Annotated in this window: 14 protein-coding genes and 3 tRNA genes; 12 read left to right on the forward strand and 5 right to left on the reverse strand. The window is 45.2% G+C overall.

Features of this window, described 5'->3' with window-relative positions; all coding sequences use genetic code 11:
• Position 1 precedes the first annotated feature (1 nt).
• Positions 2-829 (reverse strand): succinylglutamate desuccinylase/aspartoacylase family protein, encoded by an 828-nt coding sequence (locus tag HYW89_01255; GenBank protein ID QQG45545.1) that lies wholly within the window; start codon positions 827-829, stop codon positions 2-4.
• Between the two features lie 410 nt (positions 830-1,239).
• Between HYW89_01255 and HYW89_01260 the strand changes: the two genes are divergently transcribed.
• The 8 genes from HYW89_01260 (at position 1,240) to HYW89_01295 (ending at position 5,967) form a co-directional block, all read left to right on the forward strand.
• Complete coding sequence (locus tag HYW89_01260) at positions 1,240-1,845, forward strand: class I SAM-dependent methyltransferase (GenBank protein QQG45546.1); 606 nt, start codon at positions 1,240-1,242, stop codon at positions 1,843-1,845.
• 133 nt (positions 1,846-1,978) lie between these two features.
• Entirely contained in the window at positions 1,979-2,878 is a 900-nt protein-coding gene (locus HYW89_01265) for a hypothetical protein (GenBank protein QQG45547.1), read from the forward strand.
• A 168-nt stretch (positions 2,879-3,046) separates the two neighbouring features.
• A tRNA-Ser gene (locus tag HYW89_01270) sits at positions 3,047-3,137 on the forward strand.
• A gap of 56 nt (positions 3,138-3,193) precedes the next feature.
• Complete coding sequence (locus tag HYW89_01275) at positions 3,194-3,646, forward strand: DUF4446 family protein (protein ID QQG45548.1); 453 nt, start codon at positions 3,194-3,196, stop codon at positions 3,644-3,646.
• A gap of 2 nt (positions 3,647-3,648) precedes the next feature.
• Positions 3,649-5,157: a translation initiation factor IF-2 gene (gene infB, locus HYW89_01280; GenBank protein QQG45549.1), complete on the forward strand. Its 1,509-nt coding sequence runs from the start codon at positions 3,649-3,651 to the stop codon at positions 5,155-5,157.
• Positions 5,147-5,497 (forward strand): 30S ribosome-binding factor RbfA, encoded by a 351-nt coding sequence (gene rbfA / locus HYW89_01285; GenBank protein ID QQG45550.1) that lies wholly within the window; start codon positions 5,147-5,149, stop codon positions 5,495-5,497. The genes infB and rbfA overlap by 11 nt, the downstream gene beginning before the upstream one ends.
• A gap of 44 nt (positions 5,498-5,541) precedes the next feature.
• Positions 5,542-5,614 (forward strand) — tRNA-Cys (locus tag HYW89_01290).
• A gap of 268 nt (positions 5,615-5,882) precedes the next feature.
• Positions 5,883-5,967 (forward strand) — tRNA-Leu (locus tag HYW89_01295).
• Between the two features lie 261 nt (positions 5,968-6,228).
• On the opposite strand, the gene HYW89_01300 is transcribed toward HYW89_01295, so the two are convergent.
• The gene (locus HYW89_01300) at positions 6,229-6,672 is read right to left on the reverse strand and encodes a hypothetical protein (protein QQG45551.1); all 444 of its coding nucleotides are present in this window, start codon (positions 6,670-6,672) and stop codon (positions 6,229-6,231) included.
• Positions 6,673-6,989: 317 nt separating this feature from the next.
• On the opposite strand from HYW89_01300, the gene HYW89_01305 reads away from it, so the two are divergent.
• The 4 genes from HYW89_01305 (at position 6,990) to HYW89_01320 (ending at position 10,332) form a co-directional block, all read left to right on the forward strand.
• Positions 6,990-7,457: an 8-oxo-dGTP diphosphatase gene (locus HYW89_01305; GenBank protein QQG45552.1), complete on the forward strand. Its 468-nt coding sequence runs from the start codon at positions 6,990-6,992 to the stop codon at positions 7,455-7,457.
• Between the two features lie 774 nt (positions 7,458-8,231).
• Positions 8,232-8,525 carry a hypothetical protein gene (locus HYW89_01310; GenBank protein ID QQG45553.1) on the forward strand — a complete coding sequence of 98 codons (294 nt, stop codon included), beginning with the start codon at positions 8,232-8,234 and terminating at the stop codon, positions 8,523-8,525.
• A 319-nt stretch (positions 8,526-8,844) separates the two neighbouring features.
• On the forward strand, positions 8,845-9,108 hold the full coding sequence (locus HYW89_01315; GenBank protein QQG45554.1) for a hypothetical protein: 264 nt from the start codon (positions 8,845-8,847) through the stop codon (positions 9,106-9,108).
• Positions 9,109-9,777: 669 nt separating this feature from the next.
• On the forward strand, positions 9,778-10,332 hold the full coding sequence (locus HYW89_01320) for a hypothetical protein (GenBank protein ID QQG45555.1): 555 nt from the start codon (positions 9,778-9,780) through the stop codon (positions 10,330-10,332).
• 116 nt (positions 10,333-10,448) lie between these two features.
• Here the strand turns inward: HYW89_01320 and HYW89_01325 are convergent, their stop codons facing one another.
• From HYW89_01325 to cdd, 3 genes are all read right to left on the reverse strand, one after another.
• Positions 10,449-10,907 (reverse strand): hypothetical protein, encoded by a 459-nt coding sequence (locus tag HYW89_01325; GenBank protein ID QQG45556.1) that lies wholly within the window; start codon positions 10,905-10,907, stop codon positions 10,449-10,451.
• 266 nt (positions 10,908-11,173) lie between these two features.
• A complete protein-coding gene (locus HYW89_01330; GenBank protein QQG45557.1) occupies positions 11,174-12,652 on the reverse strand; it encodes a peptidoglycan-binding protein in 1,479 nt (492 codons plus the stop codon).
• A 138-nt stretch (positions 12,653-12,790) separates the two neighbouring features.
• Positions 12,791-13,261, reverse strand: a complete 471-nt coding sequence (gene cdd / locus HYW89_01335) for a cytidine deaminase (GenBank protein ID QQG45751.1) — start codon at positions 13,259-13,261, stop codon at positions 12,791-12,793.
• Positions 13,262-13,492: the final 231 nt, after the last annotated feature.

Raw genomic sequence — 13,492 nt, forward strand, 5'->3', positions numbered from 1 at the left:
TTCACGCAAGGCTGTTTTTCTTTTCTCCAAACAAAAAGGCTTCTTCACCAACTTTTTCTCGGTTTCGGGCAAAAAGAATAACGGCGGCTTTCTCGGCTCTTATTTCTTGGGTTCCATCTACTCCGATAACTTGTCCTTTCGACATTTCTTCAAAATCATCAAACGATTTTGTAAGAATAAATTTGTTGGTTTTTGTTTTGTACAAATCGTACATTCGTATATACGATTGTTTTTGTGGCATTAGATCATTTGCAATGTGGTCACGAGCCTTAAGAAATGCGAAAATACTTTTTTCTGCAATCTGTTCTGATTGAGGATTGCCGAGAAAGCCGCACTCAATGCAAATCCCTATTTTGCCGATACTATTCATGTAGTAGTCGGTGCCGCCAGGCTCTATTTGATCAAAGCCGGACGCAATGCGTTCAACTGGCAAATACTTAATAATCCCTGTTGCATTTGCTTCGCAAATAACAAAAGGTTTGCTCGTCGACGTGCGACTCGCGTGTATATCCAAAAGTGCTTCGGCTTTATTCAAATAGGTTTTTAGAAATTGAGCGCGACTATATTCATAACTCTCTTTTTCCTTTTCTGAAAATTGTTCATTGCGATTGAACATTCTATTTAGATTGGCCCCTACATATCGCTTATTAGCTTCAACCGCTCGTGGGTTTCCATAGCCAAATAAAACTACCCCGCGCTCAATTTCGAGGGTTGGTAAAATTTTTTCCAATGCTTCCAGTCCACATTTTTCATCACCATGCACGCCAACCAGAACGATACTTGTCGTTCCTTTTTCTCGGCCAGTGATTTTAATAATTTCTTCAAACATTACCGCCACTTTAGCAAACTAAAGCGATTGAGTCAAGAGGCAGAGCGAGGACGGCGCGGCAGGAGGGGGTTGGGGGGCGGAATGCCGCGCCGTCCGAGCAGGACATTGGCACGAGCCTCCGCCTGCCCGTTAGGGCAGAACGCCGAAACAAAATTTTCTTTCTCTTTTAGAAGAAAAAAATCTGGCGCGCGCGAAAAATCAAAAATGTAAAGAAAATTTTGTTGGGGCGTAGCCCCGCCTTTGGCGGGACGCGGAGGCGTTGAGTAGCTAGAATTTTTTAGGAATTTTTGACAAAGTAGGTTCGAGCGGACTCATAAAGATACATTCCCATAAAAACCATCCCTCTGCCATTGGCAGAGGGATGGTTTTTATATTAGTCTTCAAGCAGTAGTCTTTGAAAAAGGTTATTCATGGAACCCGTGGAGTCGGATGAACGCACGCCCAACCTAAAACGCTATCTTGAAAAATTAGGAATCGCGCTTGGGGAGCTATACGGAAAAAGGATTTTAGACATCGGCGCCGGTGGTCTTTATTTTGCCAAAGAAGCATGGTTGGCGCATGAAATAAAAGTATTCTCTGTTGAGCCGGACTTAACCGAGTCTATTTCACGCTATTACGGACTATTCGCTTATGCTACGGCCTGTTGTCAAACCAGTCCCGAACTTGAGGCCTTTCAAATAACCCTAAGACGCACCGTAAGGGCCTTCGGACAGGCGCTTCCGTTTAAAGATGAATCATTTGATTATGTGGTTTCTATTTTTGGAGTTCCTTTTATGATTAAGAACTACTTTGAAGGGTTACTTGCTATCAATGAAGGATTGCGGGTGCTTAGACACAAAGGAACACTTATTTTTTATCCCCTGGAGTCACAGTTTTTTGACATTAAAGAAAATACGGCCCTGAAGGCAGAGATGCTTGTCTTGCGAAAATTCCCTGATTTTAGGATAGTGCTCTCGCCCTATGATGATCCCGAAGCCATGAGAACCCTAACTCGGGTTATTATCAAAAAAGGATAAATCACGCCCTTTGACCCCGCTCTTGCACGCAAGGGCGGGGTAAACGTGCTCAAACTGCCATCCGACAACCTCTTAGCTTGCGCTAAAGATAGTTTACTGCTACAATTCTTGAAACTCTGTTAAGGGGCATGACGTGATAAAACGCATTCTAGCCCTTGTTCTTTTACTTTTTGCGGCCGGAGCCGGTCCCAGCTTCGCACTTCCGGATATTTTATATACCTATGCCGCTGGTCAGGGTGATAAGTCTGAAAAAAATCCTTCTCTAGCCGGCTTTGGCGGGCGAGCGTTAACGCTTTGTGTGGAAAAAACGGATCAGAAACTTAATGACATGTCGGTGCGAGATATATCTGACTTGTATAATGAGCGGAGAGTAACCCTGCCTGACCAGAAAATGCCCGGTTTTGTACGAAACGCCTGCCAACGGGGTCTTCAAGATTTTTTTGGTGAGCTTGAATTTGTAAAAGATATTGCCCGGTGGCTTGATAGAAACCTTAAATATCTTGTACGAGACCAGCTGGTTATCAGAAAAGATGACGGGAGAACAGATGTGCTTCTGGCGCCGAGCTCTAAAGAACTTCGGCAACCAACCAGATTTCAGGCAAGATTTAAATTCGGCGTTGACACTGACGGACACAAAATACAAGAGAATAGTTTGGACGGAATAATCACCCCGTCCTTCAAGTTGAATCTGAACTATGAGAAAGTGGAGTTTAAGCTTCGGCTAAATCCCGTACGACAAACGCTAAACGCCACCTTCGGCCTTGACCATTATCTCTTTGGGGCTTTGCGTCCTAACCTTGAATACAAAATACGACCCCATGAAGATAATCGCCAAATTTTTGAGATTGGATTTCTGGTTAAACCTGTCCTACCGGAAGTTGATGTCAGAATGATTACCCAAATTGTTCCCGAAAGACCATCGCATAATCACTTCTCCGGAGTTGGTTTGGTTTGGAAGCTTGACCACTGGGAGTGTTGGATTGCTCCCTCCTCCTGTCCAAATAAATCCCCCCACCTTCCCACGGGGTTTTGAACCCTGCGGGAAGGATTTATACGGCACCCATTCATCCCCGCAGCAAACTGCGGGGTCTTCTAGGAGGGTGGGGGGATAAATAGTCATCATGATAACATCCGTGCCTCTGGCGCGGATTTAAGTTGAAATAAATTAAAAATCATGATATTCTGTCAGACATAACCTTGGGGTGGGATGCCAGAGTCCGGTTGAATGGGCCGCACTCGAAATGCGGTATCCCGCTTTAGCGGGATCGGGGGTTCAAATCCCTCTCCCACCGACTGTGGAAACTTTGAGACAGTTTTTTGAACTTGTCTCAAGGTTTTCACTAAACCTATGAATATATTTTTTGTTATAGCTATTTTTGCGCTTACCGGAGTGATTGTACTGGGCTGGTTTTTTTACGACTTAAGAAAAAAGGTGCTGTTGCTTTTTGGGGGTAAAGAAACCAAGAGCGGGACGGAAACACTACAGGAGCTTGTGCGACGGGTAACCAAAACCGAGATAAAAATAGAAGAGCTTGAACCGCGACTAAAATTGACAGAAGAAATCTCGCAAATCAGCGTGCAGAAAGTCGGATTTTTGCGATTTAATCCCTTTCAGGATACGGGCGGAGATAACAGTTTTGTGGTGGTTATGCTTGATCGTGAAAATAACGGCATCGTAATCTCCTCACTTTATATGCGCGAAGGGGTACGGATTTATGCCAAAAAAGTTGAGAGAGGAAAAACCCAACAACCCTTGTCGGGAGAGGAGAAAAGGGTTCTCGAGGAAGCGATCAAAAAATAACCATGAAGAAAAACGAAACCGAAAACCAAAATAGACGACCGCCCGTGGTCGTAGTAATGGGTCATATTGATCATGGAAAAACAAAGATTCTGGATTGGTACCGACAAACAAAAGTAGTTGAGGAGGAATCCGGCGGAATAACCCAGCATATCGGCGCCTATGAAGTTGAGCACAACGGCAAAAGGGTCACCTTTATTGACACGCCAGGACACGAGGCATTTTCCAAAATGCGCTCGCGTGGCGCCCGGGTCGCTGATCTTGCAATTCTGGTCGTGGCGGCGGAGGAAGGAGTGAAACCGCAAACCAAAGAAGCCATAGAAATCATAAAAGAAAATAAACTTCCTTTTGTTGTTGCCCTAAACAAAATTGATAGGCCGGAAGCAAATCCTGAACGGGTAAAACAGGACCTTGCCAAAGAAGAAGTATTGGTTGAGTCTTACGGCGGTAAGATTCCTGCGGTTGAGGTGAGCGCCAAAACCGGACAGGGCATGGAGGAGCTTCTGGAGGTTTTACTTCTTGCTTCGGAACTTGAAGAGTTATCAGCCAATCCGGAAAAATTAGCCGAGGGAGTTGTAATTGAAGCGCACCGCGACCCCAAACGAGGCGTCACCTCCACCCTTCTTGTACGGGACGGAACCTTAAAAAAACAAAACGTGCTTGTTGTCGGACGGTCAGTGGAAACAATTAAAATTCTGGAAGATTTTCGCGGTCAACCCGCCAGCGAAGTTTTACCCTCCTCACCGGTTTTAGTTTCCGGACTTTCCCAAATGCCTGCCGTGGGTGATTCTTTCCGGGCATTTGGAAACCGGGGCGCAGCAGAGAAATACGTCCAAGCGCTGCCCGAAGAAGAAATAAAAGCAAAACCAATTTACTTACACGTGGAAGGCGAGGAAAAACCCATCTTTAACATTATCCTTAAGGCTGATGTAGCAGGGTCAAAAGAAGTGCTGGAGGAAGAACTTAAAAAAATTCAATCCGATGCGGTGGGAATCAATATTATCCGGAGTGAAGTCGGCGACGTAAACGAGTCGGATGCCAAGCTGGCGATCGCCACCAAACTTGTAACCATCATAGGATTTAAGGTTAAAATTGACGCCTCCGCCCGGGATCTTATCAAAGACGCCAATATTCACACGGTGATGGGCGAAATAATTTATGAGGTTTTGGACGAGGTGAAAAAACGGATTACAGAAATAATACCGCCCGAAATAAAACGCGTGGATATTGGACGAGCCAAGATTTTGAAATTATTCAAGAAAGATGGAAATAAACAGATCGTGGGCGGACGGATTGAAGAGGGCGCTATACGCAAGGAAACACCGGTTGAAATTCAAAGAGACAAAAACATTGTTGGCGGGGGCCGTATACTTCAGCTGCAGCATAACAAAGTAGACGTGGCCGAGGTGGAAAAAGGGTCGGAGTTCGGCGCGCTTATTGACTCCCCTCTTACTATTCAGGAAGGAGACGTACTAATTATTTATACCGAGGAAACAACGCAACGTGCCGTCTGAAAGAAAGGTAGAAAAACTAAATGACCTTCTGCAGGAAGAACTTTCCCAAATTTTGGAACGCGAAGTTGAGTTTCCGGAAAATACTTTTGTGACAATTACGCGCGTGGCGGTATCTCCGGACCGCCAGTACGCAACAATATTTATTTCTGTATATGGCGGCGCTGAACAAAGCATACTCGAAATTTTAGCTAAAAACATTTATAATATACAACAGAGAATAAACCGGACTCTACGTCAGCGGCCAATTCCAAAAATCAATTTTGAAATTGATAGGGAAGAAATACGGCGCGAGATAGTAGAAAAATCGCTGGCGGAACTGAAGCGGAAAAAAGAACTATAACGGCGTTGTGGCTGACACGGGAGTCTGTCCCGCTGGTAGACGGCGGCGCGATGGCGAAGTAGCTAACGCAGCGGTCTGCAAAACCGCTATTCAGGGGTGCAAATCCCCTTCGCGCCTTTAGCCGCCGTCTACCTACGGGATTGCGATTTGTTGCCAAAATTTCTTCTCCCGACTGGTCGGGATCGAAATTTTGGACAAATCGGGAACAAAACTCCTATACGCGGGCTGACGCCAATTGCTTGGCGTCAGCGGGAAATTTAGCGAGCCGGGCGGGCCAGTGCGAGCGTTAAGAATTTCCCAGGGGTTTCGCTGACGAAAGCGAAACCAATTCCCGCCCATGCCTCAAAATTTTAGCTGTACCAATCTAAGACAGATACAGAACCTTGCCCGGGTGGTGGAATCGGTAGACACTAGGGACTTAAAATCCCTTGGAGGCAAACTCCGTGCGAGTTCGAGTCTCGCCCCGGGCATAACGAGACTTACCCTGCACCACGTAGGGTGCAGGGTACCCAGCACTCAACGTAGTGCTGGGTAAAATCCCTTGGAGGCAAACTCCGTGCGAGTTCGAGTCTCGCCCCGGGCAAAACCGCAAAAGAACCCAGAGAAAAACATCCGCCTTCGTTCCGCCGTCGCTAAAGCTGTGACGGACAAGAAAAACGAATTGGCGATTTCGAAAGAAGAAAAGAAAAAACTTAGATAACAAAAAGCCAACGGGAGTTGGCGATAAAAAATTATGCCCTAGCGACACTTGCAAGAGATTCGGTTACACCATACTTACGACATGTTTCTTGAATAGATACGGTATAATCGTTGATCTCTTTTTCTACGAATTCAACAGAAAAAGATGTGCCCCTAAAAGTTACATTGAAACCAGAAGCCAATAATCTCTTGTATGTTTCGAGGGCTTCTTTCACTGCTTCTCTTTCAGCTTTTGCTTTACCTACAACGGTCGTGTAAAGGTCTCCAGATCTAGCGTGGACAAATTCTGCTAATTTTAGTTTCATCTCACCCGCCTCAATAAAAACCATGGCATGGTAGTTTGGAAGCCCAAACATATTGTCGTCGTCATATGATTCATAGCAAATTTGGACATCTTTCAGTCCTTGTTTTTGACATTTTGAGATAAACTCACCCAACGTAGTAGGTCTGCCAAGTAGCTTGTCAAATAGCGACATTTTCCGCCTCCTTTGTTAAACTGCACAGTCCTTGAGACTGCTCTGCTATTATATTAGTTTATTAAAAGTCTGTCAAGTTTTGCAAAAATTTGCCAAAAGATTTAAGAGAAGAGGATACTTAAGAAAAACACCAGAAACAAAACAGACTTCCGTGCGAGTTCGGGTCTCGCCCCGGACACCAACATCGACTCGAAGCATATTTTAATTTTTGGGGGGAAGAAAATTTTTTCATAAAGATTTTTCGACGATGATGGTTGTTTTATTCTCAATAGTTTGTAATACTCTTTTTTAGAACACTCAAAACGAGGAAGTGAACCATGAAATTATCTACACTTTGCTTTTGCTTACGCGATGATTCAGTTCTTCTGGCCATGAAGAAGCGGGGCTTCGGAGCAGGAAAGTGGAATGGCTATGGTGGTAAAGTTGCCGAAAAGGAATCACCGCGAACCGCCGCTGTAAGAGAGCTGAGAGAAGAATCGGGTTTATCAGTCGTTGAGGACGCTCTCGAGCAGGTAGCTTTAGTGAGATTCTACTTCGACAGCAGTCAGCTCTTTGAATGCCATGTCTTCTTGGCAAGAAATTGGGAAGGTGAACCTTGTGAATCAGAAGAAATGAAGCCGAGCTGGTTTTCAGTTTCGCGACTTCCGTTTGAAGGAATGTGGGTCGCGGACAGTAAGTGGATTCCTCTGGTTCTTGCGGGGAAGAAACTGGAAGCTGAAGTGAACTTCAACACCGATGGTAGCGAGGTGAAAAACTTCTCCTACCAAGAAAGACAATTTGTCTAAATCGGGTCTCGTAATAAACTTTCATTGGGACCCGATTTCTTTTTTAAAAGAGCTGGAATTTAACCATCAAAGAAAAACTTGCTTGTCCGTCGTAGCTCGTGAGAGCGGAGGCGGAAAATTGTCATCCCCCTTCGCTCCTCCTCCGTCTACGACTTCGGCAGGACACAGTAAAACTTCGGACGGACAAGTCGGTGCGGCTCCCCGCCTGCGCCGAGGCTTCCACCGACGCTGAAGCTTTGACGGACAGGTCGGCGGGCAGACGCCGCCTTTCCGAATTTTCGCGGGCCTCCGCCTCGCCGAAGTGGCTTCGGCCACGCAGGCGGGGGGACTTCCTCGCCGCCGCAGGCGGCTCGCCTCATCCCCGACGAGTCGGAGCGGGCGAAAGCGGTTAGGACTAATTCAAGAATACTGCACCACAATCTGACTTTTGGGAATTTGACCGACCGATATTACTAAACCACTTACGATCGTAAGTGGTTTAGTAATATCTGGTGTGGCGGGACAAAAATGAGTGGCTCCGCCACGCCGATAAAAACTACCAAAAAATCTATTAAAAACATCGGCTCGAACTGCATTTTAATTTGGGGAAAAGAAACTTTTTAATCATACGAATTAGGAAACAACTAGCACCGGAAACGTTAATTTTTTGTTAAGATTGACATAGCGTGCCATATATGCTATCCTTGTGTATATGCTATCCTTGTGATAGCATGGTAATCGAGCCATGTCGGCTTGATAGCACATTCCAAACAGAAAGGAGCGGAGTTTATGCAGATGAGAAAGTTTCACCTCGGAGATGTTCTGAGCGTAATCACGCGAATCAACGTTTCTCCTCGCCTCATGAAGGGTGTTTTTGACATCACAAGCTTCATGGTGGGACACGAAATTGAACCCGCCGAGAACATTGTGCTCTATGCTGATCAGTGTAGGGCCAGTTTGCTCGAACAACACCCGAATCTCAAAAAGGTGAGCGTCGCTGGTGTAAACACGAAAAATTGGAAACAATGGCTCTCCACACAAGTGAAAAAGTATGGAGAGAAACTCTCGGTAAAGCCAATTTCCGCGTGATTTTTCATCAACCTCGCACATGGGCCCCTTGCGAAACACGTTTCTGCTAGGGGCTCTTTCTTTTTCTAAAATTGAAATTTTTGTCATACTCATTTATTCCCTAGGTATTCGCCCCGCGAATTCTTGGATTGAATGCCGCCAAAGAAAAACTTGCTTGTCCGCCGTAGCTCGTGAGAGCGGGGGCGGAAAATTGTCATTCGTGCGGCTCCGTTGGCTTGACTTTTTGCTGTGATTATGTTAGGATTAAGTATTGGCGAAAGTGGTGGTAGAAAACCCCTACCACGAGGGAATCGTGGAAACTTGAACATTGAAAGGGGGGTTGAGAACTATGACGCAAAAAACCTGCCACGATTGCGGTGTTGAGGTCGGTAAATTTCATGAGCCTGGATGCGACACGGAAGAGTGCCCGTTCTGCCACGGCCAACTCATCTCTTGCGACTGCTGTTACGAGCACCTCCATCTCGACCCGGAACAGGAACCAACCTATTCCGAGGGGCTGAACGAAGAGCAGCAGGAGAAGTGGAATAAAATCCTCCTAGAAAAGGGATTGATCCCTTATGGCAGGGAGACTCATTTCGGATGAAAAACCGAAACAAATCCATTCAGGCGCACGACCTTCGGGTACGGCGCCTTTCTTTTTTTCTAAATTTTGATAATGGATTTTCATAAAAGAATTTGCCGCCAACTTTCGACAAGCTCAAGTCAAGAAGAAAAACTTGAAATTGTCCGGTTCGCGGCGAAGCCGCTCCAAATAAAAAAGCGCCATAAACAAAGTGATGACGCAAACATTGAAAATAAAAAGCGGGTTGATATTATCTCACCGCACCTTACAATTACTTTAGTATATGCTCCAATAATCCGTGCCGTCTTGCACATAAATAGCTGGTCCTGCAGGCATTTTTAGCGCCCACCCGGGACCGTACGAGACTTTATAGTTTGGATTTATTTGGGTTACTGTTTCCTGTAATAGTTTTCTAAATTTTGGGGTTAAAACCTTCTTTCTATCGCTCGAATTAAAAAAGTCTCTGCAGGGAAAACCGTAATTACCACCATTCTTACTAACAGTCTTTACCACATTCAATAGTCTTTTCTGCATTTTGTTAAGCCTGGGCATTGGTTCTCACCCCCATTTGTACCCTATTAAAGTATAACTCCTTTATACATTGTTGTCAATAGCCCGTAATAGGGTATTGACTTACGGTATTTTTATACTTAAGATGGGTAAAATCCGGCTTACGAAGGTGAAGACTAGGTGTGGTTCTTTGAAATATTTATTGTTGGCATATTGGTCTACATCTTTGTTGTTTTTGGACTTGCCCAGTTTGTAGTTCCAAACTTGCGAAGAGTGAAAACACCAAAAGAGGTGGGTGAGGAACTCAAACAAATCATTGAAGAAACAAATCGTACAGCAGCCAGTGATCTGGAATTTGTTAAAACCGTACTCTTTCTCCTACGGCAGCGGTTTTTTGTAAAACCCGGGCAGATATTCATCACTCCGTGGATCTTGTTTCGTAAAGATGTGGATAGAATTTGGACGATGACGGACACAAATCAATGCTGTACAGTACTTAATCTCCTGTTAAGAACTTTTTTAGTAAAAAGCGGAAGATTTAAGGAGGAAGACCTTGAAGATCGCAGATGTATTCTGGGGGTTTGCATCCATCAGTATCTATTAGTGCGTATGAAAAGCGGGGCTAGTATGCCGCTTGACCCTTGGGGTTATCTTGCAAAGAGGATACCTCCGGGAGAGCATGCACACGGCTTTTTCCTGCCGTTTTTTAAAAGACCAAAAAACCACCCATACTAAGCGGGTGGTTTTTTACGAACGACGCTCCACGCAGCAGAGCTGCCGCGGAACTATCAAGTGAACATAGCTTAAATAAATTTAAAGCCGCAGAACAAGTCATGCGGCTATAGTGATGGTTATCTTCTTCTTTTATATTCTTTTCTTGCTTCTAGCCAATCTGTAGCAACCGTGTCAGTATCCGGCATGCGTGCACCTAAAGGAGCCAAAAAAGTTGCTACTGTCGTTACAAACCCTGGAAGATTCAGCATCCAAGCAAGTTGTCCTGCAAATCTACATTTTTGGTCCGGGGTAAGAAAAGTGATGCCTCCCGAAAGGGACGGAACAAGCAGATAATGTAAGAACTTACGCAATAGGTTGATATCTATATGTTCTCTGAAATATTCACAAGCAATTTCTACTAATCTGATGTAGCTCCATTTTACTGTTGGTTGTCTATTCCACTGCCCATTGCAAGGACCAACACCAGACATGGCCTCAAATATGCAATCCAGCAAATCTTCTCCACTAGTCCATCTACCATCTACCTTGAGTCGTCTTAACCTCCATTCGTTAATTTGCTCAACAGTCATTCCCATCAAAGACTCCTTAGCGTGTGAAGCGAACCCAAAGTTAATTCAACAAGTCCACAATTAATCCAGCTATAGTTACCGGGATAAGGAGTACCAGCCACCAGCCCCCAAAAAACCAACAAGCTATTAATCCAAGGATAAACCGCGGAAGGAAAAACCCGAAAATGCCAAGGAAACAATATCCCAAAAACTCAAGCATGACTTCCCCTCCCAAAACGAACCAAAACAAGGATAGCACAAACGTGCTATTTTGTAAACCTCAAGGGGTTGGATTATTGAAGCTCGTTTAGTTTTGCGCGTGTTTTCGGACCTACTGTTCCGTATCCTGTAGTAACCGGAGTGCCGCTGCTGACAATGCCGTATTTTTTCTGGAACCGCTGTACAGCTCGCTCCGTAGCTGGACCGAAAAAACCGGTCACAAGTCCTTCCGGATACAAAACCGGGTCTTTTTTCAAAAATTCCTGAAGCGCGCTAACCCGCGGCCCACGCGAGCCCCTCCGCAGAACTTGCGTAAAAATAACCTTGGCTGCCGCACCGGAAGAGAGGGGCGCTGGCGTGGATACGCCCACCGTTGGGGTCGGCGCCGGAGGAGGTACGGATAGTGCCGTAGAAATCACAGTGCCTTCGGGAAGCACTGTCAAAGCAACACTTTTTGCGAGTATGGAGTAATACTCACCCGGTTTTTTAGCAGGAATCAGAGTAAGTATTACATTCTGTGAAGTCTTATTTTGGTTCCGGAAAAATAGTTTTAGCGTGCCCGAAGAGTTTAAATCGTTCGTGAAAACATAAAAGTCGCCGCAGAGAAGAAAGAGTGCGCTGGTCTGACTACTAGTCGCAGTAATATTGTTTACGCAGGATATTTTAAGATTCGCGCCCTTAGCATTAACAGTGGACCAGCTGATATTTAACGGCTTGTAAGATTCAACAACCGTGGTTGATGCCAAAAAATAATCAATTGAAGGATCGGGAATAACATCAGAGGCTATGGTTAAAGTAAGATCAAGCGCATGGAGAGCATCATAAGTGGGGGTGGGAGTCAGGGTAATAGCCGGAAGCAGGGTTAATTTATAAGACAGGGGGACTTTAGAGGAATTGGTAAAATTAAGACTTAAGGACGACGAGGGCCCGAGTGGTGTTGTAAAAATAGGGGTGTTGCAAGGAATATTGTAAGCGGCGGTGTAGCTTGGAGAGTTGACTTTGATATCGGATTGGCACTCAATCTGAAGGTTGACTCCTTCAATCTCCTGCGAGGTCCAATTAATAGTTACCGGGACTACGGGCAGGGTTGTGGTGGCCGAAGCCCAAAAACTGGTAAGGGTTTGGGGAGCCGTAGAAACGTTTATACTAATATCCCGCGCCAAAGCATCACGATCATCTCCTGACGCATTTTTAGGAATCAGCCGCGCAGTTATGGTTTTAGTGCCTCCGCTTACGTTCGAAATTATTACCCGTATGAGATCGTTTACAACAAGAGTAGTAGAAACCTTGGTATCGCAAGGAAAAACACTGCCATTTATATATTTTAGTTTAATTCCGGCTTGACATGTAATTAAAAAGGAATAGCCGCCCGCATTCTGCATGGTCCAGGAGAAATCAACCAAGCCTCCGGAAAGAGTGGTAGTGGGGCTGGCCACAAAAGCGGAGATGGATGGTTCAACCGGTACCAAGGCGGCATACTCCTGAGCAAATACAGCTGGCGCAGAAACAAGGAGGATGCTGGGAAATAGTAACCCAAGAAATAGTGGTCTCATGGCATGAAGTATACCACGACCATAGCCACCTCAAAATCCACAGGCCCGGAGCCTGTGGATTTAAAGTGCACTTTTATAGACGATGTGAGAACCTGTCTTGCATGAAAAAAGAGCCCTCAGGTGGGGCTCTGTATTTATTTAATACTTGCTGATTTCTATCCCTAAGTCTATTGGCCCAAATGCCAAGGGAAGCAGTTCTCCGATCGTGGCAACGACTATTTTATCTTTTTTCGTTGTCGAAAGAACTACTTGCAAGTCGTATCCAGAGATTTGCGAGATTTCATATAGGACCTGCCGGCAACTACCACACGGCCCCGTAACTTCTGTCGTCTCAAAATTTTCACCTCGGGTAATGATGGCAATACTGCGGAATCGTCTTACTCCCATTGCATTCGCACGCAACACGGCAGATCGTTCAGCGCAGATCGTTGAACCGTAGGCGGCGTTTTCAAAATTTGCCCCAGAAATCAGTTGTCCGTCTGCAGAAACAAGACAAGCTCCAACATAGAAATGCGAATACGGATTATAGGCATTTTTCGAGACCTGGTCAGCTTCATCCAGCGCTCTTCGTTGTAAGTCGGTCAAATGCTCATATTTAACGTTCTGCATTTTTTTCATCCTCCTGTGGACTATATTTGATCTAAAAACATCCTACCACAATAAGCCGCAATAAGTAAACGGACGTTGGAACCTCCGCCGAATCACCAAAAAACCGTTTCTTTTTCAGAAGATTTTATTTCTCTGCACTAAAAAGCTCCACTTCCCTATACCCGCCTTCGCATAAAGCTACGGCAGGGCAAGCGGGGAATAGAACGATGTTACTGTGTCCTTCCGAAGTCC

Source organism: Candidatus Sungiibacteriota bacterium (assembly GCA_016432465.1).
GTDB lineage: Bacteria > Patescibacteriota > Minisyncoccia > Sungbacterales > HO2-52-23.